General features: G+C 61.1%; 21 protein-coding genes. 14 read left to right on the forward strand and 7 right to left on the reverse strand.

What is annotated here, in order from left to right; all coding sequences use genetic code 11:
• Window positions 1–70 precede the first annotated feature (70 nt).
• Window positions 71–982, forward strand: a complete 912-nt coding sequence (locus OSC50_RS13395) for a LysR family transcriptional regulator (RefSeq protein ID WP_181077366.1) — start codon at window positions 71–73, stop codon at window positions 980–982.
• On the opposite strand, the gene OSC50_RS13400 is transcribed toward OSC50_RS13395, so the two are convergent.
• Window positions 963–1,217, reverse strand: a complete 255-nt coding sequence (locus OSC50_RS13400; RefSeq protein WP_003190904.1) for a hypothetical protein — start codon at window positions 1,215–1,217, stop codon at window positions 963–965. The genes OSC50_RS13395 and OSC50_RS13400 overlap by 20 nt on opposite strands.
• A gap of 163 nt (window positions 1,218–1,380) precedes the next feature.
• Here OSC50_RS13400 and OSC50_RS13405 point away from each other — a divergent pair, with 163 nt between their 5' ends.
• Complete coding sequence (locus OSC50_RS13405; RefSeq protein ID WP_253507009.1) at window positions 1,381–1,701, forward strand: ElaB/YgaM/YqjD family protein; 321 nt, start codon at window positions 1,381–1,383, stop codon at window positions 1,699–1,701.
• 42 nt (window positions 1,702–1,743) lie between these two features.
• Here OSC50_RS13405 and OSC50_RS13410 read toward each other — a convergent pair whose 3' ends face one another.
• Window positions 1,744–2,778: an Ldh family oxidoreductase gene (locus OSC50_RS13410; protein ID WP_181077269.1), complete on the reverse strand. Its 1,035-nt coding sequence runs from the start codon at window positions 2,776–2,778 to the stop codon at window positions 1,744–1,746.
• A gap of 169 nt (window positions 2,779–2,947) precedes the next feature.
• On the opposite strand from OSC50_RS13410, the gene OSC50_RS13415 reads away from it, so the two are divergent.
• Window positions 2,948–8,101 (forward strand): dermonecrotic toxin domain-containing protein, encoded by a 5,154-nt coding sequence (locus tag OSC50_RS13415; RefSeq protein ID WP_266249032.1) that lies wholly within the window; start codon window positions 2,948–2,950, stop codon window positions 8,099–8,101.
• 20 nt (window positions 8,102–8,121) lie between these two features.
• Here OSC50_RS13415 and OSC50_RS13420 read toward each other — a convergent pair whose 3' ends face one another.
• Complete coding sequence (locus OSC50_RS13420) at window positions 8,122–8,391, reverse strand: PepSY domain-containing protein (protein ID WP_181077266.1); 270 nt, start codon at window positions 8,389–8,391, stop codon at window positions 8,122–8,124.
• 152 nt (window positions 8,392–8,543) lie between these two features.
• Here OSC50_RS13420 and OSC50_RS13425 point away from each other — a divergent pair, with 152 nt between their 5' ends.
• From OSC50_RS13425 to fapF, 7 genes are all read left to right on the forward strand, one after another.
• A complete protein-coding gene (locus OSC50_RS13425) occupies window positions 8,544–9,539 on the forward strand; it encodes a FecR family protein (protein ID WP_181077264.1) in 996 nt (331 codons plus the stop codon).
• 328 nt (window positions 9,540–9,867) lie between these two features.
• Window positions 9,868–10,317, forward strand: coding sequence for a fibril amyloid chaperone protein FapA (fapA, locus tag OSC50_RS13430; RefSeq protein WP_181077262.1), 450 nt, complete (start codon window positions 9,868–9,870; stop codon window positions 10,315–10,317).
• Complete coding sequence (gene fapB, locus OSC50_RS13435; RefSeq protein WP_266249030.1) at window positions 10,317–10,865, forward strand: fibril amyloid subunit FapB; 549 nt, start codon at window positions 10,317–10,319, stop codon at window positions 10,863–10,865. The genes fapA and fapB overlap by 1 nt, the downstream gene beginning before the upstream one ends.
• A gap of 67 nt (window positions 10,866–10,932) precedes the next feature.
• Entirely contained in the window at window positions 10,933–11,682 is a 750-nt protein-coding gene (gene fapC, locus OSC50_RS13440) for an amyloid-like fimbrin subunit FapC (RefSeq protein WP_253506996.1), read from the forward strand.
• 60 nt (window positions 11,683–11,742) lie between these two features.
• Entirely contained in the window at window positions 11,743–12,423 is a 681-nt protein-coding gene (gene fapD / locus OSC50_RS13445; RefSeq protein ID WP_181077256.1) for a fibril amyloid maturation endopeptidase FapD, read from the forward strand.
• A 41-nt stretch (window positions 12,424–12,464) separates the two neighbouring features.
• Window positions 12,465–13,211, forward strand: a complete 747-nt coding sequence (gene fapE, locus OSC50_RS13450; RefSeq protein ID WP_266249028.1) for a fibril amyloid subunit FapE — start codon at window positions 12,465–12,467, stop codon at window positions 13,209–13,211.
• A gap of 49 nt (window positions 13,212–13,260) precedes the next feature.
• On the forward strand, window positions 13,261–14,565 hold the full coding sequence (gene fapF, locus OSC50_RS13455; protein ID WP_253506990.1) for a fibril amyloid transporter FapF: 1,305 nt from the start codon (window positions 13,261–13,263) through the stop codon (window positions 14,563–14,565).
• Window positions 14,566–14,638: 73 nt separating this feature from the next.
• Here fapF and OSC50_RS13460 read toward each other — a convergent pair whose 3' ends face one another.
• Entirely contained in the window at window positions 14,639–15,961 is a 1,323-nt protein-coding gene (locus OSC50_RS13460) for a sigma-54 dependent transcriptional regulator (RefSeq protein WP_181077250.1), read from the reverse strand.
• 343 nt (window positions 15,962–16,304) lie between these two features.
• On the opposite strand from OSC50_RS13460, the gene OSC50_RS13465 reads away from it, so the two are divergent.
• On the forward strand, window positions 16,305–16,565 hold the full coding sequence (locus OSC50_RS13465; protein ID WP_253506986.1) for a hypothetical protein: 261 nt from the start codon (window positions 16,305–16,307) through the stop codon (window positions 16,563–16,565).
• A 57-nt stretch (window positions 16,566–16,622) separates the two neighbouring features.
• Here the strand turns inward: OSC50_RS13465 and OSC50_RS13470 are convergent, their stop codons facing one another.
• From OSC50_RS13470 to gnd, 3 genes are read right to left on the reverse strand one after another with little or no spacing between them, the layout of a single operon-like run.
• Entirely contained in the window at window positions 16,623–17,456 is an 834-nt protein-coding gene (locus OSC50_RS13470; protein ID WP_266249026.1) for an HAD family hydrolase, read from the reverse strand.
• Entirely contained in the window at window positions 17,453–18,976 is a 1,524-nt protein-coding gene (gene zwf / locus OSC50_RS13475) for a glucose-6-phosphate dehydrogenase (protein WP_266249024.1), read from the reverse strand. The genes OSC50_RS13470 and zwf overlap by 4 nt, the downstream gene beginning before the upstream one ends.
• Window positions 18,973–19,956, reverse strand: coding sequence for a phosphogluconate dehydrogenase (NAD(+)-dependent, decarboxylating) (gene gnd, locus OSC50_RS13480; RefSeq protein ID WP_181077242.1), 984 nt, complete (start codon window positions 19,954–19,956; stop codon window positions 18,973–18,975). The genes zwf and gnd overlap by 4 nt, the downstream gene beginning before the upstream one ends.
• A 271-nt stretch (window positions 19,957–20,227) precedes the next feature.
• Here gnd and OSC50_RS13485 point away from each other — a divergent pair, with 271 nt between their 5' ends.
• From OSC50_RS13485 to OSC50_RS13495, 3 genes are all read left to right on the forward strand, one after another.
• The gene (locus tag OSC50_RS13485; protein WP_258197640.1) at window positions 20,228–20,407 is read left to right on the forward strand and encodes a DUF6026 family protein; all 180 of its coding nucleotides are present in this window, start codon (window positions 20,228–20,230) and stop codon (window positions 20,405–20,407) included.
• Window positions 20,408–20,571: 164 nt separating this feature from the next.
• A complete protein-coding gene (locus tag OSC50_RS13490; protein ID WP_253506980.1) occupies window positions 20,572–22,329 on the forward strand; it encodes a phosphoethanolamine transferase CptA in 1,758 nt (585 codons plus the stop codon).
• A 114-nt stretch (window positions 22,330–22,443) separates the two neighbouring features.
• On the forward strand, window positions 22,444–24,672 hold the full coding sequence (locus OSC50_RS13495) for a TonB-dependent siderophore receptor (protein WP_266249022.1): 2,229 nt from the start codon (window positions 22,444–22,446) through the stop codon (window positions 24,670–24,672).
• Window positions 24,673–24,764 lie beyond the last annotated feature (92 nt).

Raw genomic sequence — 24,764 nt, forward strand, 5'->3', positions numbered from 1 at the left:
GGGTTGCCCATTCTCCCGCCAGCCCCAATCATGAATAAAGCCCACCTCAGTACTGAATGATATGAGCCAGATGAATATCGCCCAGGTCGACCTGAATCTGTTGAAAACCTTCGAAGCCCTGCACGATGAGTCCAGCGCCAGCCGCGCGGCGTTGCGCCTGGGCGTGACGCAATCGGCCATCAGTGCGGGACTGCGGCGCCTGCGCGACGTGTATGGCGACCCACTGTTCGTGCGCACCGGCCGTGGCCTGGCGCCCACCTTGCGCGCCAACCAGTTAAAGCCGGTGATCAGTGAAGCACTGGACCGCTGCCGCCAGAGCCTGGCGATGGTCGACCCGGTACACCCGCAGTATCAGGGGCGCTCCGTGGTGGTAGGCCTGTCCGATGACTTTGAGATTGCCTATGGCCGGCGGCTGATGGTGCAGATTGCACAGCGTTTGCCGCAGTTGCGCGTGATCTTTCGCCAGACCCACAGCCAGATCGTCGCCGGCGCCCTGCTCGACCGCACGCTGGACCTGGCGATTACCGCCGGCGGGTTCGCCCAGGGCCGGTTGAGTCGACAGGTGCTGGGAGAAGGCGATTACCGTTGCCTGGTGGACGCCGGCAGCCTGGCGCCGGGCCAGGAAACGATCAGCCTGGAGCAGTTCGTCAGCCGCGAGCACGTGCTGGTGTCGTCCGGAGGGTTTATCGGGATTACCGACGAAGGGCTGGCAGCGCAGGGATTGAGCCGCCACGTATGCGCATCGACCAGCCACTTCGCCGCCCTGCCGTTTTTACTCAAGGGCAGCCAGGCGGTGGCGACCATTCCCGGGCATGCGGCCCAGGCGATCGCCCAGATGACTGGGCTGCGCGTACTGCGCTGCCCGCTGGCGCTGCCGCGCTACCCCGTGGAGCTGGGGTGGCGCACCCAGGCTCAGCTCGATCCGCTGTTGCTCAAGGTGCGCGAGGCGATTGTGGCGAGCTTTACTTCGCCGCCGCCATGAGTTTGTTGACTTCGCTGCGCACCATGTTGGAAAACTCCGGCGGCGACATGCCGTCCAGTTCCGCGCGGACCCACTCGGCCCATTTGCCCTTGCGCTTGGCGCGCTCGCCGAACAGTCGCGCGGCTTCGCCCTTGGCCTTGCCCAGGTTGGTTTGCCACAGGTCATAGAGGCGCGACTTTTCATCTTCCAGCTCGGCGCGCTCGGCGAGGGTTTTGTTGGCGAGATTGAAGCTCATGTTGAATTACCTGCTGCACAAATAGGCGACATCTTACACCGACAGTCGCTATTTCAAGATCCGGATTTCGCCCGGTCCCCGCCACCGGCAAAAAAACTGCAACTTTTGCGGCGGTCGGGGACTCCATTGTTCACTGCCACATTCACTTGCAAGGAGTCACCCCATGGCCCGCAAAACCGCTGCCCAAACCGCCGCCGATCAAATCAAGGACCAAGCCTTCAGCGAACTCGCTTCGCTGATCGAAGAGTCCGACAAGCTGCTCAAGAGCAGCGCCAGCCTCGTTGGCGAAGAAGGCGAGACTCTGCGCGAGCAGGTCGCCCTCAAACTCAAGCAAGCCATGGACTCCGTGACCAGCGTGCGCGAGCGCAGCAAACCCGTGGTCGATGCGACCGAGACCTACATCGGTGGCCACCCGTGGCAGACCGTGGCTATCTCGGCAGGCTTCGGCCTGGTGGTTGGCCTGTTGCTGGGTCGCCGCAACTAAACGGCTTCTGCGTCGCCGCTGCCTGTCGGCGGTGACGCGGTTTCAACTGGCCCAATCGCGCAACTGATTCAACGCATCCAATTCCACCACGATCCCCTCCTCCAGCGACTTCGCCCGTGTGCGATGACGTCGATCCCCCGGCAACCGCCTTAGCCCCACCGCATGCATCTGCCGCACCAATTCCTGGCTGCGCTCGGCGAAGCTTTGCCCTGCGGTCTTGCTTGGATCGATCACGATCAGCAACTGCCCGGTCCACGGCGTGCGCGCGCCTGGATGGTCAGCCCAATTGAATTCGAATGAAAAGTGCCCACCGGTCAGAGCCGCCGCCAGCAGTTCGACCATCATCGACAACGCCGACCCCTTGTGGCCGCCGAACGGCAACAGCGCGCCGCCCTCGAGCACCGCCCTGGGATCGGTGGTGGGCTGACCGAGGCTGTCCACGCCCATGCCCGGCGGCAGGCGCTCGCCCTTGCGCGCGGCGATCTGCACATCGCCATGGGCAATCGCACTGGTAGCCAGGTCGAACACGATCGGTGGCCCATCCGCGCGCGGTGCGGCGAAGGCAATGGGGTTGGTGCCGAACAGCGGACGGTCGGCGCCATGGGGCACCACGCAGGTCATGCTGTTGACCACGCTCAGCGCCACCAGCCCTTCTTCGGCGAAGGGTTCGACATCCGGCCACAGCGCGGCGAAGTGATGGGAATTATGTATCGCCAGCAACGCAATCCCCGCGCTGCGCGCCTTGGTCACCAGCACATCGCGCGCCGCCGCCAGGGCCGGTTGGGCAAAGCCATTGCCGGCATCCACGCGGACAAAGCCGCTCGCCACATCGGTCACCACCGGCAGCGCCTGGCCGTCGACCCAGCCGCTGGCGAGCGTGCTGAGGTAACCGGGGATACGGAAAATGCCATGGCTGTGCGCACCGTCGCGCTCGGCGCTGGCGCAGTTATGGGCCAGGGTCGCCGCTACCTGCGGCGAGGTGCCGTGCTTGACGAAGACCGCATGCAGCAGCCCCACGAGTTCGTCGAAACCGATAAGCGCGCTGGCATTGTCAACTGTCGGGGACTGGGCAGACATCTGTAGCTCCGATTTTATAATTGGAAGAGACAACAAGGATCCAGATCGTCGATTAAACAACGCGCCCCGTGCCCGCTGTCAACGGCCGCCCCCAGTTATCTACCGCCAGCCGCGCCGCGCCGCCGCATACCGTGGCGCCTCCTACCGCCGCATTGCTGGAGAGCGCACCATGGCGCACGTCACACCGCCGTATTTTTTCGATGAATTCCTGGGTCCGGTCAAACGCAGGGAACCTACGCCAAGGGAGCGTGCGCTGGGGTTGACGCTCAAGGATCTGGATTGGTTGCACACGCTGTACTACGCCAGTCATGACGCGCGCATGGACGCCAGGATCCACGGTTTCCCCATGCGCGTAGAACGGTTGCTGATCACTCCTGCGGGCCAACCCGCCCTGCCGCTGGCCGGCGCGTTCGTGATGAGCCCGACGCCCGACGCTGGCAAGGCGGTGCTCTACACCCCCTATGGCGGCCTGGAAGTGTTCGACAACCACGCCGCGCTGCTCGCTGACGTGACAGCGCGCCTGCGCCAACCGGAGCAGCGCACTGACCTGCTGCAATTCGTGTCCCTGGGCGATCAGAAGGCACTCTCGACCTCCACACGCCTGACGCTGACAACCGCCGTGATCCCGGGCGCCGTGATGCCGGATCAGCAGCAAGCCATCCACGCCGCGCAAGTGCACAATGTGATCGCCATGCTGGGTGAGCTGCGCAAGCTGCCAGACTTGCCTGACATGCTCGACAAACTGCTCGGTATCATGGCCCGCCCGTACTTCCCTGATGTGGAACAACGTGATACACGGGTGGATTTCTTCAGCCGTGCGTCGCCGGAAGAAGACAGCCGCTGGGTCGACTCGGTGCCACTGCGCGAGGCGCTGTTGCGCTTTTACGCCCGGCACGCCTGGCCCGCCGACCAAACCCACACCTATACCAACCCAGGCCGCGACTTTCGCGCCTTGACCGACGCACAGCGTGCCCAGGATCAGCAACGCTGGGACAACGTAATCGAACACACCAGCGGCATCCTTTCAAAATTGCTCAACCATCTGCTGCAGACCTTCTGGCACGAAGACTTCAACGGTGGCGGTCAGTCCCGTCTGCATTTTTGTGCACGGGTAATGAGCCAGAAATTCCGCGCCGACCTGCTGTTCAAGCATCAGGGCATGATCCTGAGCAGTGACGAGATGCAGAAACTGCGCAGCATGGCCCTTGCACAGCAGGCCGCCTCCGGCGATTTGAGCATCGAAAAGGTACGCATCCACGCCCCCTTCCAGCACTTCGTCGACCTGGCCGGCACCCTGATGATCAGCAATGCGCATGCCTACCTGTACACCCAGTCCCGGGGCCTGCAGGTGCTTGGCGACCTCAATGACCTCAAGGACACCCTCGTGTCGATGCTCAAGGCCACGGGGCATGAAGATGAGTTGCTCAACTTCCTGTCCCTGGATGAGCGCAGCCTGTTTATCGCTATGGATCAAGTGCATGTCAGCGGGCAACCCATCCTTGGCAACGTGTTCGAAGCCATGGTCGAAGATATCGTGGCCAAGCAGGCCGACAACCTGGAATACGCGCTGGGGTTGTATCGGTGCAACTCCGGCAGCGTCAACCTGGCGGCATTGCTCGACAGCGCCCTGGACGTACGCACCATGCTCGACAGCCAACTGTTGGAGCAGGACGCGGGCGGGCGCTGGTCGGTGCATCCCATCACCCAGGGCAACGGGCGCCCGACGACGGTCCAGGCTGAAAAAGCCAAGTTGCAACTGCAGCGGTTGCAGGCCGTCGAGGCGGCGCTGGTGGAGGAACAGGCCAGCCACCCGACCCTGCGCGACCTGGCGACCCAAGCATTGGAGGCCGAGCTGCGCAAAGGGCTGCTTAGCCTCAAGGCTTGCGAGGTGTACATCAACACGTACGCCTCCGCGGCGGAGGAACGCGAAGAGCGCCTGCCCCAGGCGTCATCGAGCCTGGTCGAGCACTTTATCGCACGCCTGGTGCGACAGGCCGGGCCCGTGGGCGCGTCGACGCACACCGGTGTCTACGGCCCGCGTCACCAGGGCGCTGCCTTCCAATTGCACAACCTGACGACAGTGGAAGTGGATGCGCTTATCGACCGGGCACTTGGCACTTTTGCGCAACAGACGCTGGGAGCCTTGCCTGGGATGTTAGTGAAAAATAACCTGGCCCACCTGAGTCATGGCCTGTTGCAAGGCCTGGACGGCGAAGTGCAACTGCGGGGCGTAGCGAAAAACCTGCCGCCGCGCGCGCTGGTGCTGTTGCACAGTTCGCTCCAGCCTGACGGCATGAGCCGGCTCACCCGGCATGGCCTGGACGGGTTCATACCGGATGCGTTCAGCCTTACCCTGCACCCAGACAACGGGGCCGACCTACAGGGCCTGGCCAACTGTTTTGTGCTGACCGAGCGCGGCGGCCTGGACCCGGACCATTCGGGCACGGCGGTGCTATGGACCCCCGCGCGCGGCTACGAAACCTTTGCATCCATCACCCGCCTGCGGGACATCCTGACCCTGCGCCTGCAAGATCCCCGGCAGCGCCTGCACCTGCTGGAAAACCTGCCGATATCCCAGCGCGTGCCCCACCGTTCCTGGCAGCTGGGGCCACTGCAACGGATTGACGAGCACTTGCTGCACGATCGGCAACACAGCTACAGCGACGCCACCCGCGACGAAATAGACCACCTGCTCTCGCTGCGATTGAGCCCCACGCGCTTTCAGGAGTGCGTGGACGCCCTGATCCGGCGCGCACCGCCGTCCAACTTACCCAGGGCCATCGCGATGGCGCGGGCGCTGATCAACCAGCAGGCACTCCCGGTCTGGCTGGGCATGGCGGCACCCGCCGAGCAGATTCTGCACGCCGAGCTGGTGGAGCAGTACCGCATCAGTGCCCCGGACGAGCGTGATTATCTGCATAGCGTTACGCCCCTGCGCGAACATGTATTCGACCGCCTTTCGGAATTGCTCGACGCACGTTTTCCCCGGCAAGCGCTGAACCCGAACAATGTGCTGATTCCCGGACGGGTCGAGTTGGCCGGCAACACCCAGACGCTCACGGACTTTGCGATGCGGCACTTGCCGACGTTGCGGGCCGACGATATCCGCCCCCGTTCACGCACCGGCGACCCGCTGCCAGCGACGCTGGACGGCTCCGCCATTGAGCAACTGATCCGCCAGGTGGACGTGGAAAGCTTCTATGGACAATGGCTGAACACCCACCTCAAGGGCCCTGGCGAGCAAGCGCGTACACGGCGCCAACTGTTCTGCCGGCAGTTGCCCTGGCAAGTGTTGCAATACGCCCATGAGCAAACCCTGGATGAACGCTTGTCTGCATCGGCCTGGGGGTTTATCCGACAAATCTTCGATATGCCCGACGCCCTGGCTCGCGCCACCGTGCATGGCGTGACGGCGCTGGTTCGCCCCCTCGAACTGATCGCCACACAGGGCGCCTCGCGCGTGCGGGCATTGGGCTGCTACCTGATCGGCCCGAAACCCGAGGCTACCGGGCCGCTGGTGCTGTATGCACCCTACAGCCCTGATCACCTGCTGAAGGAGTTTGCCAACGAGACGGCACTGCTCCAGGCGTTCGCCGCCCCCGGCACACTGCAGCAATGGGTGATCGGCCAATTGGAACCGGCGCATCAAGCCACGTATCGCAACTTGCTCAGTCAACAGTGGACTCAAGGTCCTTCGGAGATTCGCTTCGGCGCCAACGCCATCGCCGGTAACGTGCTTGATCAACTATTCAAGGACAATTGCGAGATGCTGCTGCGGATGCTCGGCAGCCAGTTCTCTGCGTCGGGCAAAAACTACTGGGATGCAGTGACCAGTCTGCTGACCAAGGGGATTGCCGCAGGCGTGCGTTTCATGGCGGGAAAACTGGTCTATCCGCTGACAGTGTGGCGCAGCTACGCACTGTTCAAAACCTCTGCCGAAGACCTGCAGCAGCACCGCTGGCAACACGCACTCAAGACCTTTGCCGGCGGCGTGGCCGAACTGGCGTCCCTGCGCAAGGCGCTGGACAAACTGTTTCCCGAACCGCCACCGGCCACACATCCAGTCCCGCTGGAGCAATGGCTGCAAGACGCACCGCCGGCCGCCACGACGTTTGCAGCCCTGGACATGACCGCGCCCGAGCGCACGCATCTGCATGTCTTCGAAAACCATGATGTTGCCTTGGACACACTCACGCAGAGCGCGCTGACTCAGGTCTACAGGGACAAGATCGGCGCCCGCGATTACGTACCGGTGGCGGGCAAGGTCTACTCGGTAAAACGCGCAGGCGAATACTGGCGCTTAAGCAGCGACGACCACCTGGGCCCTTATGTGCGACTCACCCCACGGGGCGAGTGGGTGTTGGACCTGGGTCTCCTCAACCCGCGCTACGGCAAGACGTTGAGCCGCTATGCAAGCCAGGCGCGCGCGTACCTGTCAGAGCGAGAGGGCATCAATATCGAAGCGGTCGGCATGCCCGCGATCAGGGCACTGTCAAGCTGGAAGGCACAGTGCATCGACGAAGCGCTGAATGTCGCGACCTATTACGCGGTGAACTGCAAGCGCAACATTCAGCACTTTGGTGGACGTCGCGACCCCGGAAGCCGGACCGGACTTTTTTTTGCCGAGCTGTTCGGCGTGCCTCACCTGACCCTCAGCCAGTTGCAGCGCATCGAGAAGCGGGTCGACGATGTGCTGGACGAATTGACCAATCACACCTTGACCAGTCCGAATTCCATGCGGTTTGTCAGCGGCAGCCATCGCCAAAACCCGCACACATCGTTCGCTTTCACGCTGCCGGACGACAGGGACCATAAAATTTATTTGGTGGAGCGCTTCTTCGACCCACGGATGGACCATTACCAACCCTATTTAACAACCCCGTTCAACCTGTCGGCCCACGCGAGGGCAACCACGTTGATTCATGAAATCACTCATATCAGGTCATCCACCGAAGACTTGGTTTACCTCGACAGCATGCGTCCGTTTGTCGATTTGATTGATGGCGACTGTCAAGGCGGGCAGACGCTGAAAACCGAACTCTGCGGGTTGCGTGCCAATGCACTTTCACTCCTGACGCCCACAGAGATGCTGTTCAAGACGCTAGACGACCTGAGCGGTGGGTATGAGGATTTCGGCAGCTCCCAGGGAACTTCCCTGCAGCGATCCAAAGTTTTGAGTACCACAGGCGTACGCACCCTGGCTGAAGCGCGCAAGGTGTTCATGACCAATGAGGACAAGCGTATCGATACGATCCTGGCCAATGCGGATTCGTTGACCTTCCTGATCAGCGAAATCGGCCGGGCGCTGGATGCGGGAGCCTGAACCGGCTCCCGGCGGGTTAATCAGTCTTTCTGGTCGCGCAGCACGTTACCCGAGGCGCCATCGATCCGCGCTTCATAAACGGAACCGTCGGACTTGCGACCTTTGACTTCCCAGTAACCGTTGTCGTCGGCTTCCGCCGCGTAGACCTCGACATAACCGGCCTTGGTCTTGGCCACTTCAATAGCCTTGTCGATGGTGATCCAGCCTGCGCCTGGCTTATCGGCCAGGGCGGCGCCGGCACCGAGCAGCGCGGAGGTTGCACACAGGGCGACGAAGGTTTTCTTCAACATAGCGTTACTCCTTTGTGGGAAATGCGGACGCGTGTCCTGAATTTTTAGGTAGCGCCAAACAAGAATAAGTTCCAATTGATGTGCAATCGCCATGATGGCTGTTCTCGCCATCTGCCTGTGGGGGTTAGAATGTGGGAAATCAGGATGCGTTAATGACCGAAAAGTCTGTTTCAGAAGCCGAATACGACACCATCACCGATGCCGCCGCGCAGTGGTGCATGCGCCTGCATGCCAGCGATTGCACACCGGCTGAACGTCAGGCTTTTCAACAATGGCATGACGCCCATCCCTTGCACGCCTTTGAATACGCCGCGATGCTGGAAATCTGGGACGTCGCCGATCACTTGCCGCGCACCGCACCCGCCGCGCCGGTATTGGCGTTCAAACCGCGCAGCCGCGTACGTCGTTATGCCGTGGCGGCAGCGCTATGCCTGGCGGCCTTGCCGCTGGCCGCGTTTACCGGGTGGCAGGCCGGGTGGCTGCCCAATTCCTATGAACGTTTCGAGGCGACCCAGGGCTTGCGTCAGGTGACCTTGAGCGATGGCAGCCAGGTAGAGCTGAATCTGGGCACCGAACTGGTCTATAGCAACTACAAGGATCAACGCCGGGTCACGCTGAAAAAAGGCGAGGCGTTTTTCAACGTCAGCCACGACAGCGCCCACCCGTTTGTAGTGCGCGCCGGCGAGGGCCAGGTGCGCGTGACGGGCACCCAGTTCAATGTGTGGAAATATGGCGATCAGGTCCGCGTGATGCTGCTCGCGGGCTCGGTGCAGATCGCCAGCGATGCCATACACGGCAGCGTGCCACTGACCCCCGGCATGCAGGCCAGCTATCAACCGGGCGATGCCACGCCGCGCGTGAGGCCGTTCAGCCCGAATGACAGCGCCCTGGCCTGGCGCCAGGGCAAGCTGATCCTCGACAACCTGGCGCTGGCCGATGCGCTGCCGCTGATCAACCGCTACCTGAGCAAACCGGTGATGCTGGCCGATGCCGGAACCGGCGCGATTCGGATCGGTGGCATTTACAACCTCAGCGAGGTCAATAACCTCATCCCCTCCCTGCCCAAGGTGCTGCCGGTCTACCTGACCCAGAACCAGGACGGCAACCCCGTACTCAACTCCATCCCGCGTAAAACCCCGAAAGGCTGAGCCCGGCCGATCCGTGCGGGCCCGTTCGCGCCCACAGTGTCCATTTTTGAAACACCTGCCTGAGCTGAAGCCCGTGTACACCGTGGGTTCATGCTTTTGTCATGCACGGTGTTACACCAGTGATACACAGGGGTGAATCGTTTGTGGGACAGCGGGCTACACACGCTTGAACGGCAGGTGTTTCAGCGCTGAGACACCGCCATGGTCGACGCGCCGCTCGATCTTCATAAGCCATTGAATATCAAAACAATTTAAAAAGCGGCACGGCATCTGCTCTATTCCCCACAGCACTGTTCAGGGTCAGTGCCGAGAATAAGGATATGCCGCCGTGAACACACTCACACAACGCTCGATAAAGGTACTGCTGACCAGCTGTGTGCTCAGCCTCGGCATCAGTGCGTCGACCTTTGCCGGTGATGGCGTGATCGTGACAAGCCGCAACGTACAGGCGCACATGTACGGTCGTGCCCCTTTCGGTAAAGACCCCTACCCCACCACGGCCAACGCCAATCCCAGTCGCGAAGTGATCAACGCCACCGGCGAACTCAGCGACCTTGATATCGGCGGCGTGAGCAGCGGTGCCAGTTTCGCCCAGGTCAATCAAAACAGCGGCGTGCTGACCGGCCCGCACGCCACCCAGAACAGCATGTCGACCCTCGGCGCGGGTTCCTCCGCCAGCCACGGCAGCGGCAGCAGCATGGGTGGGCAGATCAGCGATTCGATCCAGCGCGGCATGGCGCCCCTGAACAACATCGGCAGCATGATGGGGGGCAAGTAATGAACCGTGCCTGGCTGATCTTCGCCCTCTTGAGCAGCGCCTCGGCCCTGGCCGATAACAACGCGGTGATCGACAACAGTGGCCAGGATTATCGCGGCAACTTCTCGATCAATCAGGCCGCGGGCAACCAGCAGCAAATGGCCAATACCCGCGCGATTACGCTCGGCGGCCAGGCGACCACCGTCAATATCCAGAGAATGGACGGCCAGGTCGATCCTGCCCTGAACGCCAAGGCAACGATCCAGGGCAGCGCTTTTACCAATGGCAACGGCATGCTGGGCATCAACCAGACGGCCGGCGCCAATAACCAGACCATCAACGCCGTGCGGATCAGCGTCAATCCTGGCCCGCAGAGCATCGATGACAGCGTCCTGTTGCAACAGAACACGACGCAGTTGACCGACTCAGGTCTCACCTCCACCACTGGCAGCCGCCTGGTCGTTACCAGCGATCAGGCCTTCACAGGCAGCCGAGGAGTGATTCAGGTGAACCAGAGTGCCGGGGTGGGGAACCGAGTGGCTAACACCCTGGGCATCACTATCAAGTGAACGCTTGGTAGTACCGGCTGGACCGTACCAACACTTAAACCACACATTAGAAGCAAGGAGAAACACCATGAAACCTCAAATGGCTCTCAAACCCCTGGTTTTCGCTCTCGCCGCACTCATGGCTGCCGCCGCTCAAGCAGGTGGCTGGCACCCTGCGCCTCAACCCACCGGCACCATCGCCGCGGTGGTGACCGATGTACAAAACAGCGCAGCCAACCGCTTCGACGACACCAAGACCGACAACAATGCTTCGGCCGATAACTCGGTCAATGGCAACAGCGGTAACACCGGTGTCAACGTGCAGGCCGGCAGCGGCAACCAGGCCGACAACTCGGCGGCGATCTCCAGCGCCAAAGGCGACGCCGCCACGGTATTCGGCCTGGTCGACGTGAACCAGAACAGCCTGGGCAACGGCTTCACCAACAAAGGCACGCAGAACAACGCCTCGCTGGATAACTCGGTCAACGGTAACTCCGGCAACGTGGGTTACAACGGCCAGGCCGGCCAGGGCAACCAGGGTAAAAACAACCTGGCGATCGTCACCGCCGATGGCAAAAACATCGCGGCCGCCGCCAACACCGAGCAGAACTCGCTCGGCAACAGCTACCTCAACGCGGCCGCGACCAGCCACGGCTATGGTTATGGCCATGGCGGCAACGCGCAGTATGTGTCCAACAACGCAAGCCTCGACAACTCGGTCAACCGCAACTCCGGCAACGTGGGTGTGAACCTGCAATCGGGCTCGGGCAACCAGGGCAGCAACAGCCTGACAATCGGTCAAGGTTGCACCGTCTGCGCCAGCGGCGTGCGCTTCTGATCCAACGGGGCCTTGGCGACAAGGCCCTTTCCTATTCCAGTGTCCACCCGGCCTTCGATCATGCGCCTCGCGACCCTTTCCCTGCTGATGCTCCTCACCGGCCCGACCTGGGCAGGCACCATGGCGATTTCCGCCATGCCTGGCGGTGCAGTGATCTACAAGAAGGTCGAAAGCATTCGTGAGCGCCGCTTCGCCAACCTGGTGGAACAGAAAACCGATTTCAGCTGCGGTGCCGCGGCACTCGCCACCATCCTGCGCCAGGGTTATTGGCTGGACGTCGATGAAGACCACGTCATCAAGGGCATGCTGGTCAACGCCGACCAGAACCTGGTACGCACCCAGGGTTTTTCCATGCTCGACATGAAGCGCTACCTCGAAAGCATCGGCATGCGGGCGCGGGGCTACAAAATCTCGCCGGACACCCTGTTGACCGTGAAGATCCCGGTGGTCGTGCTGCTGGAGATCCGCGGCTACAAGCACTTCGTGGTGCTGCAGCGGGCCGACAAGGACTGGGTCTACATCGGCGATCCGGTGCTGGGGCATAAACGCTACGCCCATGACGACTTCGTCAAAGGCTGGAATGGCATCGTATTCGCCGTGCTGGGTGAGGGTTACGACAAGGCCAATGTGCTGCTCGACCCACCTGCGCCACTGACCGCCAGGAACCGTTTGAACGAGTTCCGGCCCGTGGGCGACGCTGAATTGATGGATTTCGGTTTTATCCAGAGCGACTTCTTTTAAAAGAAGCGCAATAAGGAGCCAGGACGCTCCAGGAGCAAGCGATGAACACGTCCCGCTGGCTGACGGCCTTGTGCCTGGCAGCCTCAATGCCTGCTTACGCTTCATCGGGGTTCAAGCCGATTGAACTGAAGGATTCGGAAATGGCCGACCTGCGAGGCCGCTACGTGATGCCGGGACGAATTATCAGTTTTGGCATTGTGATGAGCAGCACGTGGACCAATGCCGTGGGTGACAGCATCACCGGCAAGGCCAGCATGCAGGTCGACAAAACCACCCTTACCCCGCAGTTCTATGTGCAAACCACCGGCTCGACCGGCAGCGGCACCACCCCGTCCGCCGGCACCGGCAATGTGGTCGGCGGCGCCGGCCTGGGCAGTGGCCAGGGCGTGACGCAAAGCGTGCGGGTGGCCGGCGACGGCAACACCGCCAACAACAACGTCGGCATCACCGTCAGCCAGGACGGCCTCGCGCCGGCCAATCTGGTGCAGTCCGGGCAAGTGCTGGTGGCCGGCGGCACCGTGAGCGGTGACAGCGCGGCCGGCAAGGTGAGCGTGTCGGCCAACAACGGCGGCCTGCAAATGGCGATCCAGGCCAATCATAACCAGGGCAACAGCCTGCAGCAGATCGGCGGCGGCACGGTGCTGCAAGGCACGGTTTTGACCGGCAACACCAACTTCGTCAGCAACATGACCCAGCTCAACGTGGTGATGGGCAATAACGGGCTGAACAACCCTGCGTTGAACTGCAACCTGGACCAACTCAAGGGCCTACGCACCCTTGGTTATTGAACTACGCTGAGCCTCGACACTTACGCATCGGAAAAGGACGGCTTATTTCATGCATCGATCGTTATCGCTCCGCGCGGTAGTCTGTCTAAGTACGCTCTTACCCGCATCCGTGTTGTATGCCGCGCCGGATGCCGATATCGAAACCCTCAAACAGGAACTCCTGGAGCTCAAGCAACGTTACGAAGTGCAGCAAAAGGCCCTGGCCGTGCTCGAACAGCGCGTGCGTCAGGTCGAGGATCAACCGGCGACGCCGGCCCCCAAACGCCTGGCCAAATCCCCTGCCGACTTCCAGAAAGGCGGCACCAATGTGGCCGGTACCGGTACGGGTGCCGCGGCGGCTTCAGGCGGTGCGGGCGGAGGCAGTTCGTATGGGCAGTCCCTGAAGGACGATTCGGCGCCTGCGCAAAGCGTCAGCAACCTGTATAACGAAGCCAGCGGCTTTTTCGGCAATGGCAAGTTCAGCTTTGAAACCGGCGTCACCTACGCGCGCTACGACGCGCGCCAGTTGACCCTCAATGGCTTTCTGGCGCTGGACTCGATCTTCCTCGGCAATATCAACCTTGATCGGATCAAGTCGGACAACTGGACCCTGGACCTGACCGGGCGCTACAACGTCGACAACCGTTGGCAATTCGACGTGAACGTGCCGGTGGTGTACCGCGACTCGACGTACCAGTCGGCAGGCGCCGGCAATAACGGTACGGCGACATCCGAAGCGTCGGTGACCCGTGACCCGACCATCGGCGACGTGAATTTCGGCGTCGCCTACAAGTTCCTCGACGAAACCCCGACCCTGCCGGATGCGGTGGTGTCGTTGCGCGTCAAGGCGCCGACGGGCAAAGAACCGTTTGGCATCAAGCTCATCCAAACAGCCGGCAACGACAACCTGTTCGTGCCCGAAAGCCTGCCCACCGGCAACGGGGTGTGGTCGATCACACCGGGGATCTCCCTGGTCAAGACGTTCGACCCGGCCGTGCTGTTCGGCTCGCTGTCCTACACCCATAACTTCGAAGACTCGTTCGACGACATCAGCAGCGACGTCAACCAGAAGGTCGGCGGCAAAGTCAGCCTGGGCGACAGTTTCCAGGTCGGCATGGGCGTGGCGTTCGCGCTGAACGAGAAAATGAGTATGTCGTTCTCGGTGTCCGATCTGGTGCAGCGCAAAAGCCGGCTTAAGCCCAACGGCGGCGACTGGCAGTCGGTGGTGTCCAGCGATGCCAATGCCGGGTATTTCAACGTAGGCATGACGATTGCGGCGTCGGATAACCTGACGATCGTGCCGAACCTGGCGATCGGCATGACCGACGATGCGCCGGATTTCACCTTCAGCCTGAAATTCCCGTACTACTTCTAACCACAGCGTTCGGCACACAAGGAAAAGCCCCGCAACGATAAGGGTCGTTGCGGGGCTTTTCGGTTTACCCGCCCTAGCGGATCTGGTGTTTGTGCAGCAACCGGTAAAACGTGGGCCGGGACACACCGAGCACACGGGCAGCGACACTCAGGTTGTCGCTGTGACGGTTGAGCACATCGCACAACGCCTGGCGTTCGGCGCGGTGCTTGTAGTCTTCGAGTGTAGCCAAGGGTGGCGCGATTGCCTGCTCGCCCTGCAAACCCAGATCAACGGCTTCGATCTGCCGGCCTTCGGCGAGTACCAGCCCGCGACGTACCCGGTTGGCCAGCTCGCGCACGTTGCCCGGCCAAGGGTGCTGCCCCATTGCCGCCAAGGCGTCTTCGCTGAAACTGCGCGGGCGCCGCCCGGTTTCCTGGCTGTAGAAACGCGAAAAATGGTTGGCCAGCATCGCCACGTCACCGTGGCGCTCACGCAACGGCGCGGTTACCACCTGCAGCACATTGAGGCGGTAGTACAAGTCTTCGCGGAACGCACCCTTGGTCACGGCGGCCTCAAGATCGACGTGGGTCGCGGCCAGCACACGCACGTCCACCGGAATCGGCTGGTTGCCGCCGACGCGCTCGATATGCTTCTCCTGCAGAAAACGCAGCAGGTTGGCTTGCAGTTCCATCGGCAAGTCGCCGATTTCATCGAGGAACAATGTGCCACCGTTGGCCGCCTCGATACGCCCGATCTTGCGCTGGTGGGCGCCGGTGAACGCGCCTTTTTCGTGGCCGAACAGTTCGGATTGAATCAGGTGTTCCGCAATCGCACCGCAGTTGATCGCCACGAACGGCCTGGCATGACGCTGAGACTGGCGATGCAGGGTCTTGGCCACTAACTCTTTGCCGGTGCCGCTGTCGCCACGTATCAATACGGGCGACTCGGTGGGCGCGAGTTTGGATAACAGTTTGCGCAGCTCACGAATGGGTCGGCTGTCTCCGAGCAGTTCATGCCCCTCATCCACCGGCGTATGACCTTTACCGCGCAGGCGCGCCATACCGAACGCGCGCCCCAGGGTGACCTGTACGCGGGAGACGTCGAAGGGCAAGGTATGGAAGTCGAAAAACCACTCACATACAAAATCGCCGACGTTCTGCAAACGCAATACATCCTGGCTGAGCACGGCAATCCATTCAGTGCCGCTGCGGCCGATCAGCTCCTTGACCGCTTCAGGACGCTTCAGGTGTTCAGGCTGCAAGCGCAGCAAGCCGACATCGCAGGAGCGATCACCTACCCCTTCCAGCGCACAGCTGTCCACCTCCCACCCCGCCGTGCGCAAACCGGGCAGCAGCCCATGACAGTCATCGCACGGGTCGACCACGAGCAAACGGCGTTGAACGGCAGGCACACCCATGACTGATCCTTGGCGTCAAAAATCGTTAAAGTTATTTAGAAACAACAGTTTGTAACGACTGCTGCTAACCCTAGCAAGATCTTGACGCGAGCCTTGTATCGTTTTGCTATAAGTCGGGGCAAAAAGCCATCCTCTGGCTTCGACAAACAAAAAGTTGAAACCGGCGCACACAATCAATGCGCTTTTAAAACAGCCGCTTACATGACCTCAATCACAGAAAGTTGAAAATTGTTGCTCTAGCATGTGACCCGCACCCCGCCATCGTGCATCAGTACAAGTAACTCGCCGCCTGGCTCGCCCAACCGACGGCACTACCTGATTGGGCATTTAGAGAGAGACCCCAATGAACGCCCCGCTCCGCATCAACGAAGCTCTTTTGATCGCAGACCGTGCCTTCCAGCCCTTTCAGTGCGTGGCCTGGCACGATGGCAACGGCGCCCTCAGCCTAAGCGTCGTCGACCGCACTAATACCCACATCGGCCGCAAGCAACTTTCGTCGAGTGCCTATACCGATCCTGCACAATTGGAAAACCTGCTGTTGCAGGCTCGTGCCGAGTTGGATAAAAACGGCTACCGCTTGCAATCCTGGGCAATGCCAAAGTAATAACAGACACCCACTTGCGAGCATTGCAAACAATGCTCGCAAGTTGCGCCGTTGAAACTAAGGCCGTGGGTGCGTTTGCAGGATAAATCGCTCGAATGCTTCTGCGGCGCCCTCTTGGCTATTGCTGCCGGTTACCACATTGGCCTGGCGCTTGACGGTTTCTTCCGCCTGCCCCATGGCAATCGACAAACCGGCGACGTGAAACATCGCCGGGTCATTCCCGCCGTCGCCGATTGCCGCCGTCTGCTCCAGCGGCACACCCAGGTGTTCGGCCAAGGTTTTCAAGGCCTCGCCCTTGTTCGCCAGCATGGCCGTCACGTCCAGATACACCGGCTGTGAGCGCGATACCTGGGCCAGCCCCTCGACCTTGGGATGCAATCGCGCTTCCAGCTCCACCAATAACTGCGTATTGAGGCTGGCGGCAACGATCTTGTCGACACGGTCCAGGTACGGCTCAAAGCTTTCCACGACCTGCGGGCCATAGCCCAGCCCAGCGGTTTCGCGCGGTTCCATCGGGCCCGGCTCGCCACGGCGCAGCCAATCGCCATCGGCAAACATCCACACTTCCACGTCCGGCTCGGCCGAAAACAGCGCTAGGGCGATCAGCGCCGCCTCCGCCGGCAAATGGTGAGCCACCAGGATGCTGCCGTCCGGGTGCACCAAGGTGCCGCCATTGAAACCCGCCACCGGAACGTCGATACCGAACGTCTTGATCAGGTGCCGCATGGCTTTTGGCGGGCGCCCGCTGGCCAGGCTGAACAGTACGCCGGCCTCGCGCAGCGCACGCACCGCATCGACTGTACGCTGGCTGAGACGATGGTCGGGATGCAGCAACGTGCCATCCACGTCGCTGAGGATAAAACGGATGGGATGGATCGCGGCATCACTCATCCGAGTGTGTGCCAGGTGCGGCCATCACGGGCCAGCAGCGTGTCGGCCGCCGCCGGGCCATCTTCGCCGGCCTTGTAGGTCTGGATACCATCGTCTTCCTTCCATGCGTCGAGGAACGGCTGCACCGCGCGCCAGCCGTTCTCGATATTGTCGGCACGCTGGAACAAGGTCTGATCGCCCGTCATGCAGTCGTAGATCAGGGTTTCGTACCCGGTCGACGGCTGCATTTCGAAGAAGTCCTTGTAGGCAAAGCCCAGCTGAATGTTGGCCATATCCAGGGTCGGCCCGGGCTTTTTCGCCAACAGGTCGAACCACATGCCTTCATTGGGCTGGATCTGGATTTTCAGGTAGGTGGGCTTGACTTCGTCCACCTCGGTGTCGCGAAACTGTGCGTAGGGCGCCGGCTTGAAGCAGATCACGATTTCGGTATCGCGCACGCTCATGCGTTTGCCGGTGCGCAGGTAGAACGGCACGCCGACCCAGCGCCAGTTGTCGATCATGACCTTGAGCGCCACGAACGTCTCGGTGCTGCTGTCTGGTGCGACATTGGCCTCTTCGCGATACCCCGGCAATGCCTTGCCGCCGATTTCGCCGGCGGTGTACTGCCCGCGTACGGAGTTGGCGCGCGCGTCTTCCAGCGACCAGGGGCGCACGGCACCGATAACTTTGGCCTTTTCCTCGCGCACCGCGTCGGCACCGAACGCCGCCGGCGGTTCCATCGCCACCATCGCCAACAGCTGGAACAGGTGGTTGGGCACCATGTCGCGCAAGGTGCCGGTTTTTTCGAAGAAGTTGCCCCGTGTCTCCACGCCGACGGTTTCGGCGGCGGTGATTTGCACGTGATCGATGTAGTGGTTGTTCCAGAACGCCTCGAACAGCACGTTGGAGAAACGGCTGATCAGAATGTTCTGCACCGTCTCCTTGCCCAGGTAATGATCGATGCGATAAATCTGCTTCTCGCTCATGACCTTGAGCAGGCTGGCGTTCAACGCTTCGGCGGTGGCGAGGTCGGACCCGAAGGGTTTTTCGATCACCACGCGCCGGAAACTGTCGTCGGTTTCACTCAACAGCCCGGCGCTGCCCAGGCGCTGCACCACTTCACTGAAGAAACGCGGCGCGGTGGCCAGGTAGAACACCGCGTTGCCGGTACCGCTCTCGGCGATTTTCCTGCCGATATCGGCGTAGGTACTGTCGTCGAGAAAGTCGCCCTCAACGTAGCTGATACCCTTGGCCAACTGCGCCCACAGCTGCGGGTCGAGGGCATTGTCGACATTGCCCTTGACCTTGCTCGCCGCCTCGGTGCGGATGAAGTCTTCGAGTTTCTTGGCGAAGTCCACATCGCTGATGGCGTTGTGATCAACGCCGACGATGCGCAAGCCGTCGCCCAGCAGGCCATCGCGACTGAGGTTGTACAGCGCTGGCATGAGCAGACGCTTGACCAGGTCGCCATGGGCGCCAAACAGAAACAAGGTGGTGGGTGGAGCGGGTTCGGCCTTCAGTTTTTTGCCGTTAGCCGTCATTTTTTGGAAGTCTCCACGTGACCACCGAAGCCGAAGCGCATCGCCGACAGCATCTTGTCACCGTAGGTGCTCTGCTGGCGCGAGCGGAAACGGGCGAACAGCGAGGTGGACAGCACCGGCACCGGCACCGCCTGTTCCATGGCGGCCTCGATGGTCCAGCGGCCTTCGCCACTGTCGGCCACGGAGCCGGAATAACCGTCGAGTTTCGGGTCGGTGGCCAGTGCATCGGCGGTCAGGTCCAGCAGCCACGAAGACACCACGCTGCCACGGCGCCAGACTTCGGCGATATCGGCAACATTCAGGTCGAAGCGCTGGTCCTGCGGCAGGTTTTCCGAGTTCTTGGTCTTGAGAATGTCGAAGCCCTCGGCGAACGCCTGCATCATCCCGTATTCGATACCGTTATGGATCATCTTGACGAAATGCCCGGAGCCGGCCGGGCCTGCATGGATGTAGCCGTGCTCGGCACGCGGATCAGCGGCGGCGGAACGGTCCCTGGTGCGCGGGATATTGCCCAGGCCCGGCGCCAGGCTGGCGAAAATCGGGTCGAGGCGCTGCACGGTTTCGGTGTCGCCACCGATCATCATGCAATAACCGCGTTCCAGGCCCCAGACACCGCCGGACGTGCCCACGTCAACATAGTGCAGGCCTTTTTCCGACAGCGCCTTGGCGCGACGTACGTCATCCTTATAGTTGGTGTTGCCGCCGTCGATGATCACGTCACCGTCTTCCAGCAGCTCACTGAGTTCATTGATGGTGTTTTCGGTGGGGTCGCCTGCCGGCAACATCACCCAGACAGCACGCGGTTTCTGCAACCCGGCCACCAGGGCCTTCAGGTCGGCAACGCCGGTGGCGCCCTCTTCGCTCAAGCCTTTGACAAAGGCTTCGTTACGGTCGTAAACAACGGTGGTATGCCCATTGAGCATCAGGCGCCGTGCAATATTCCCGCCCATGCGGCCTAGTCCGATAATCCCCAGTTGCATGTGCTGATGCTCCTAACTGCTAAAAAATGTGTGACATAGTTTATAGCGCAATGAGGCTAATGAGGGTTAGTCCAGAGCGGATCCCTGTAGTTTCATGCTAAAAAAGATGCCATCGTTTCACCATCACCCCGGTAAAAGTCACACGACCACCAAAAATAAAAAAGTTCCATTGATGTGAAAAAGAATTCAGAATTGCTTCCGACTGATGCCGAGAACCTCGACTCAAGCGTTCTGGCACACCGCGACACACCGGCTATTTGCGAGGTAAGCAATGAGCACTGTACAGATGACCCGTCCTCCACAGACCCTCTACGTCACTATTCGTCGCGATGAATTGCGCCAGTTGCAGGACGAGCGTGAGCAGTTGCAGCAGGAAGTCATGCGCCTGCGCTCCCACATCATTCAGGCCCAACTGGATCAGCAAGCCGGCGCACAGCCCGCACTCTGCTGAGACCGGTCATTGCTTTGTAAGATAAAGGCTACAAAAATCTCACAAAGTTTTCACACGTCGTTCCCGATACTCCCGCCCCCAAAGGCCACCGGATACCGAAAGTGGCCTGCGTTGTGCGTGCAGCCCTGCGCGTCGACTGGAAAATTCTTGGGTTGGAGCGCCGGATGGCAATGTTCAAACGCAGCACAAAGTCTGCGAAAGGTTTCGATTGGGCCGGTCTTGGCTGGCTGTTTGTGTTTTTCTGGTACTTCTCGGGTATTACCCAACTGCTGATACAACTCAGCGGCACCTCCGGTTTCAGCGGTTTTCGTCAAGCCTTCTTCATGAGTGCACTGTGGCTCGCGCCCGTGCTGGTGTTTCCACGCCAGACCCGGGTAATGGCCGCCGTGATCGGCGTGGTGCTGTGGGCCTGCTCCATGGCCAGCCTGGGATATTTCTTTGTCTACCAGCAGGAATTTTCCCAGAGCGTCATCTTCATCATGTTCGAGTCGAACATCTCCGAAGCCGGTGAATACCTGACCCAATACTTCGCCTGGTGGATCGTGCTGGCCTTTATCGCCCACACCGCCGTGGCGATCTTCCTCTGGAGCCGGATTCGCCCGGTCTACCTGCCCCGTGCCCAGGCGCTGGTGGCGGCGACCGCGATCCTGGTGGCCGTTATCGGCTACCCGCTGGTCAAGCAGATCGCTCGCAGCGAGACGCTGGCAGAGGGCATCGACCGCTTCGAGACCCGTATCGAGCCCGCCGTGCCCTGGCAGATGATCGTCGCCTACCGCCGCTACACCGAGCAGTTGGACAACATGCAGGGCATGCTCCACAGCGCCAGCCAGATCCCGCCCCTGACCAACCTCAAGGATGCCGGCGCCGGCCAGCCTTCGACCCTGGTACTGGTGATCGGCGAATCGACCAACCGCCAGCGCATGAGCCTTTACGGCTACCCGCGCGCTACTACGCCGGAACTGGACAAACTGCGCGACCAATTGGCCGTATTCGACAACGTCATCACCCCCCGCCCCTACACCATTGAGGCGCTGCAGCAGGTGCTGACCTTCGCCGACGAAGAGAACCCCGACCTGTACCTCAAGACCCCGTCGATCGTCAGCGTGATGAAACAGGCGGGCTACAAGACCTATTGGATCACCAACCAGCAGACCATGACCAAGCGCAACACCATGCTGACGACCTTTTCCGAACAGGCCGACGAGCAGGTGTACCTCAACAACAATCGCAACCAGAACGCCCGCCAGTATGACGGTGACGTCCTGGCGCCGTTTTCCAAGGCACTGGCCGATCCGGCCGAACGCAAGTTCATTGTGGTGCACCTGCTGGGCACGCACATGAGCTACCAGTACCGCTACCCGCCGAGCTTCGACAAGTTCACCGACCGCCAAGGCGTGCCCGCCGGCGTCAGCGATGACCAGTTGCCGACCTACAACAGCTACGACAATGCGGTGCTTTACAACGACTTCGTGGTGTCCAGCCTGATCAAGGACTACGCCAAGACCGACCCCAATGGCTTCCTGCTGTACCTGTCGGACCACGGCGAAGACGTGTTCGACTCGGCGGGCCACAGCACGTTGGGCCGTAACGAGGGCAAGCCCACCGCGCCGATGTACACCATTCCATTCATGGCCTACGCGTCGCCGAAATGGCGCGAAAGCCATACCTGGGATTTTGCCGGCGACCTGCAGCGGCCCTATAGCAGCTCACAGCTGATCCACACCTGGGCCGACCTGGCCGGGTTGAGCGCCAACGAACTGGACCGCAGCAAGAGCCTGGTGAGCGACAGCTTCACCCCGCGCCCACTGCTGATTGGCGACCCGTATCAGCGCCAGCAGAAGCCGTTGATCGACTTCAGCCTGATCAAGCCGAAAAAGCCGGTGGCCACGGATGTAGTGCTGCAGGAAAAGACAGCACCGTAACAAAAAGATAACAATCATTCTCGTTTAGACCTAAAGTTCGACAGCTCCTTTCGTCTTTGAGCAATGACCTTTTCCTACCGAAGAGGCCGCAAAGACGACAAGGAGACTGCCGCGATGATCGCGCCCCTCACCCGTTCCATGTCCCTCACGCTCGGCCTCTTCAGCGTAACGCTGAGCCCCGGGTCGTTCGCCGAAACCGATGACAGCCACGCGCCACTGCAGCTGACCGCCACCCGCATCAGCGCCGACGGCCTGGGCGCCACCACCGAGCACACCGGGGCGTACACCACGGGCTCCATGAGCACCGCCACGCGCTTGAACCTGTCCGTCAAGGAAACCCCACAGTCGATCTCGGTGATCACCCGCCAGCAGATGGACGACTTCAACCTCAATACCCTGACCGATGTGCTGCGCCAGACCACCGGGATCAACGTGCAGCACAACGACTCCGATCGCGTGTCGTATTCTTCCCGTGGCTACGGCATCAACAATTTCCAGATCGACGGGATGCTCAATACGTTCGGCTTCATGAAGTCCGACGCCGACACCATCATCTACGACCGTATCGAAGTGGTGCGCGGTGCGACGGGCCTGACCACCGGAGCCGGCGATCCTTCGGCCACCGTGAACATGGTGCGCAAGCGCCCTACAGCCGATTGGCAGGCGAAAACCGGCGTCAGCGGTGCCAGTCATGACAATTACTACAGTTACCTGGACGTCGGCGGCCCGCTGGCATTCGACGGCCGGCTGCGCGGGCGCACGGTGCTGGCCTACCGCGACAGTCAGTCGTTCCGGGACAACTATGCGCTGCAGCGCTCGGTCGGCTACGGCGTTCTGGAGGGTGACCTGTCGGACGATACCGTATTGGCCGTGGGGTTTGATTACCAGGACAAACAGGTGCAAGGCACCTCCTGGGGCACCGTGCCCTACTGGAACAGCCGGGGCGACAAGGCCAGGCTGCCGCGCTCGACCAACATGGCGGCGCATTGGAGCTCCTGGCCACTGACCGACAAAACCACTTTCGCGACCCTGGATCATCGCCTGGCGGGTGACTGGCACCTGAAGGCTGCCTACACCCACCGACAAAGCGACACGGATGGCAAGGTCTACTACGGCGGCGCCGGTTTTCCCAACGACGACCGCAGCGGCATGACCGCCTGGGCCAGCCATATGCGCGGCACCTCGAGAATGGAAGCCGTTGACCTCAATCTGGCCGGCAGTTATGCGTTGCTGGGGCGCGAACATGCGCTGATGATGGGCTACGGCGAGGCGGCGCAACGGGACGTTTCGCCATTTATGCGCAGCAGCCTGGACGCGAGTTACTACACCATCGACGATTGGAAATACATGGGTGGCATTCCCAAGTTCAGCGACACCGTCACCGACCTCAAGGGCGAACACAGCAGCAAGAAGCAAAAAGCCGGCTACCTGGCCACACGCCTGAGCCTCACCGACCGCCTGCACGCTGTGCTGGGCAGCCGCTACGGCAGTTGGGAGCTGGAAAGCGCGTTGCCGACCTACGATGCCAACGATCAGCTGACGGCCAACGACAAGACACGCCAGACCCACAACGATATGTGGACGCCCTACGCCGGGCTGCTCTATGACCTCACGCCGCAGTACACGGTGTACGCGAGCTACACCGATATCTTCAAGCCCCAGAGCCTGCGCGATGCCAACAAGAAGTACCTGGAACCGGTGGTGGGCAGTAACTATGAAGTCGGCCTCAAGGGCAGCCTGCTCAACGAGCGCGTGAACCTGGCGGCTGCGTATTTCTGGAGCACCCAGGATAACGTTGCCGAACGCGACTATTCGGTGGCACCGAACCCGGTCACCGGCGAGGAGTACTACACGTCCGGCGGCAAGGGCAACAAAGTCAACGGCTTCGAACTGGAGGTGGCCGGTGAAATCATGCCGGACTGGAACCTTACAGCCGGGTACACCTACACCCACTCGGTGAACGGCGCGAGCAAACGCAACAATACCGGGCAGCCGCTGAACCTGCTGAAGCTCTCCAGCGCCTACCGGTTACCCGGCGCGTGGCGTCAACTCACCGTCGGTGGAGCAGTGAATTGGCAAAGCGATTTCTATGATTTCGGCAACCGGCCAACGGGCGAACGCGATGCCGACGGAAAGCTGATCACCACCCGCGCCAAAATGACCCAGCAGGCTTACACAGTGGTCAACCTGATGTCGCGCTACCAGGTCGACGACCATCTTTCGGCTTCGCTGAATATCAACAATCTATTTGATAAAAAATATTACGAGCGTGTCGGCTTCTATAACGGTGTTTATTGGGGAGATCCGCGCGCGGTCACGCTGGCATTGGATTGGACGCTTTAAACCAGGAAGCCTAAGTTAAGGGAAGATTAACTTCCGGCCCGCTCTACGTTAATTCCCACTTAATAAGTTACCGGCATAGTCGCCCCATGAAT

It is taken from the genome of Pseudomonas quebecensis (assembly GCF_026410085.1).
In the GTDB taxonomy this organism is placed as follows: Bacteria; Pseudomonadota; Gammaproteobacteria; order Pseudomonadales; family Pseudomonadaceae; genus Aquipseudomonas; species Aquipseudomonas quebecensis.

Bases quoted from the DNA above. Each gene is read 5' to 3' on its own strand.
- fapD (WP_181077256.1), top strand. From the start codon at position 11,743: ATGCGCCTCGCGACCCTTTCCCTGCTGATGCTCCTCACCGGCCCGACC.
- OSC50_RS13405 (WP_253507009.1), top strand. From the start codon at position 1,381: ATGGCCCGCAAAACCGCTGCCCAAACCGCCGCCGATCAAATCAAGGAC.
- fapC (WP_253506996.1), top strand. From the start codon at position 10,933: ATGAAACCTCAAATGGCTCTCAAACCCCTGGTTTTCGCTCTCGCCGCA.
- OSC50_RS13420 (WP_181077266.1), bottom strand. From the start codon at position 8,391: ATGTTGAAGAAAACCTTCGTCGCCCTGTGTGCAACCTCCGCGCTGCTC.
- OSC50_RS13460 (WP_181077250.1), bottom strand. From the start codon at position 15,961: ATGGGTGTGCCTGCCGTTCAACGCCGTTTGCTCGTGGTCGACCCGTGC.
- fapB (WP_266249030.1), top strand. From the start codon at position 10,317: ATGAACCGTGCCTGGCTGATCTTCGCCCTCTTGAGCAGCGCCTCGGCC.
- zwf (WP_266249024.1), bottom strand. From the start codon at position 18,976: ATGACGGCTAACGGCAAAAAACTGAAGGCCGAACCCGCTCCACCCACC.
- OSC50_RS13400 (WP_003190904.1), bottom strand. From the start codon at position 1,217: ATGAGCTTCAATCTCGCCAACAAAACCCTCGCCGAGCGCGCCGAGCTG.
- fapE (WP_266249028.1), top strand. From the start codon at position 12,465: ATGAACACGTCCCGCTGGCTGACGGCCTTGTGCCTGGCAGCCTCAATG.
- OSC50_RS13415 (WP_266249032.1), top strand. From the start codon at position 2,948: ATGGCGCACGTCACACCGCCGTATTTTTTCGATGAATTCCTGGGTCCG.
- OSC50_RS13425 (WP_181077264.1), top strand. From the start codon at position 8,544: ATGACCGAAAAGTCTGTTTCAGAAGCCGAATACGACACCATCACCGAT.
- fapF (WP_253506990.1), top strand. From the start codon at position 13,261: ATGCATCGATCGTTATCGCTCCGCGCGGTAGTCTGTCTAAGTACGCTC.
- OSC50_RS13495 (WP_266249022.1), top strand. From the start codon at position 22,444: ATGATCGCGCCCCTCACCCGTTCCATGTCCCTCACGCTCGGCCTCTTC.
- OSC50_RS13395 (WP_181077366.1), top strand. From the start codon at position 71: ATGAATATCGCCCAGGTCGACCTGAATCTGTTGAAAACCTTCGAAGCC.
- OSC50_RS13490 (WP_253506980.1), top strand. From the start codon at position 20,572: ATGGCAATGTTCAAACGCAGCACAAAGTCTGCGAAAGGTTTCGATTGG.
- OSC50_RS13470 (WP_266249026.1), bottom strand. From the start codon at position 17,456: ATGAGTGATGCCGCGATCCATCCCATCCGTTTTATCCTCAGCGACGTG.
- OSC50_RS13485 (WP_258197640.1), top strand. From the start codon at position 20,228: ATGAGCACTGTACAGATGACCCGTCCTCCACAGACCCTCTACGTCACT.
- OSC50_RS13410 (WP_181077269.1), bottom strand. From the start codon at position 2,778: ATGTCTGCCCAGTCCCCGACAGTTGACAATGCCAGCGCGCTTATCGGT.
- OSC50_RS13465 (WP_253506986.1), top strand. From the start codon at position 16,305: ATGAACGCCCCGCTCCGCATCAACGAAGCTCTTTTGATCGCAGACCGT.
- gnd (WP_181077242.1), bottom strand. From the start codon at position 19,956: ATGCAACTGGGGATTATCGGACTAGGCCGCATGGGCGGGAATATTGCA.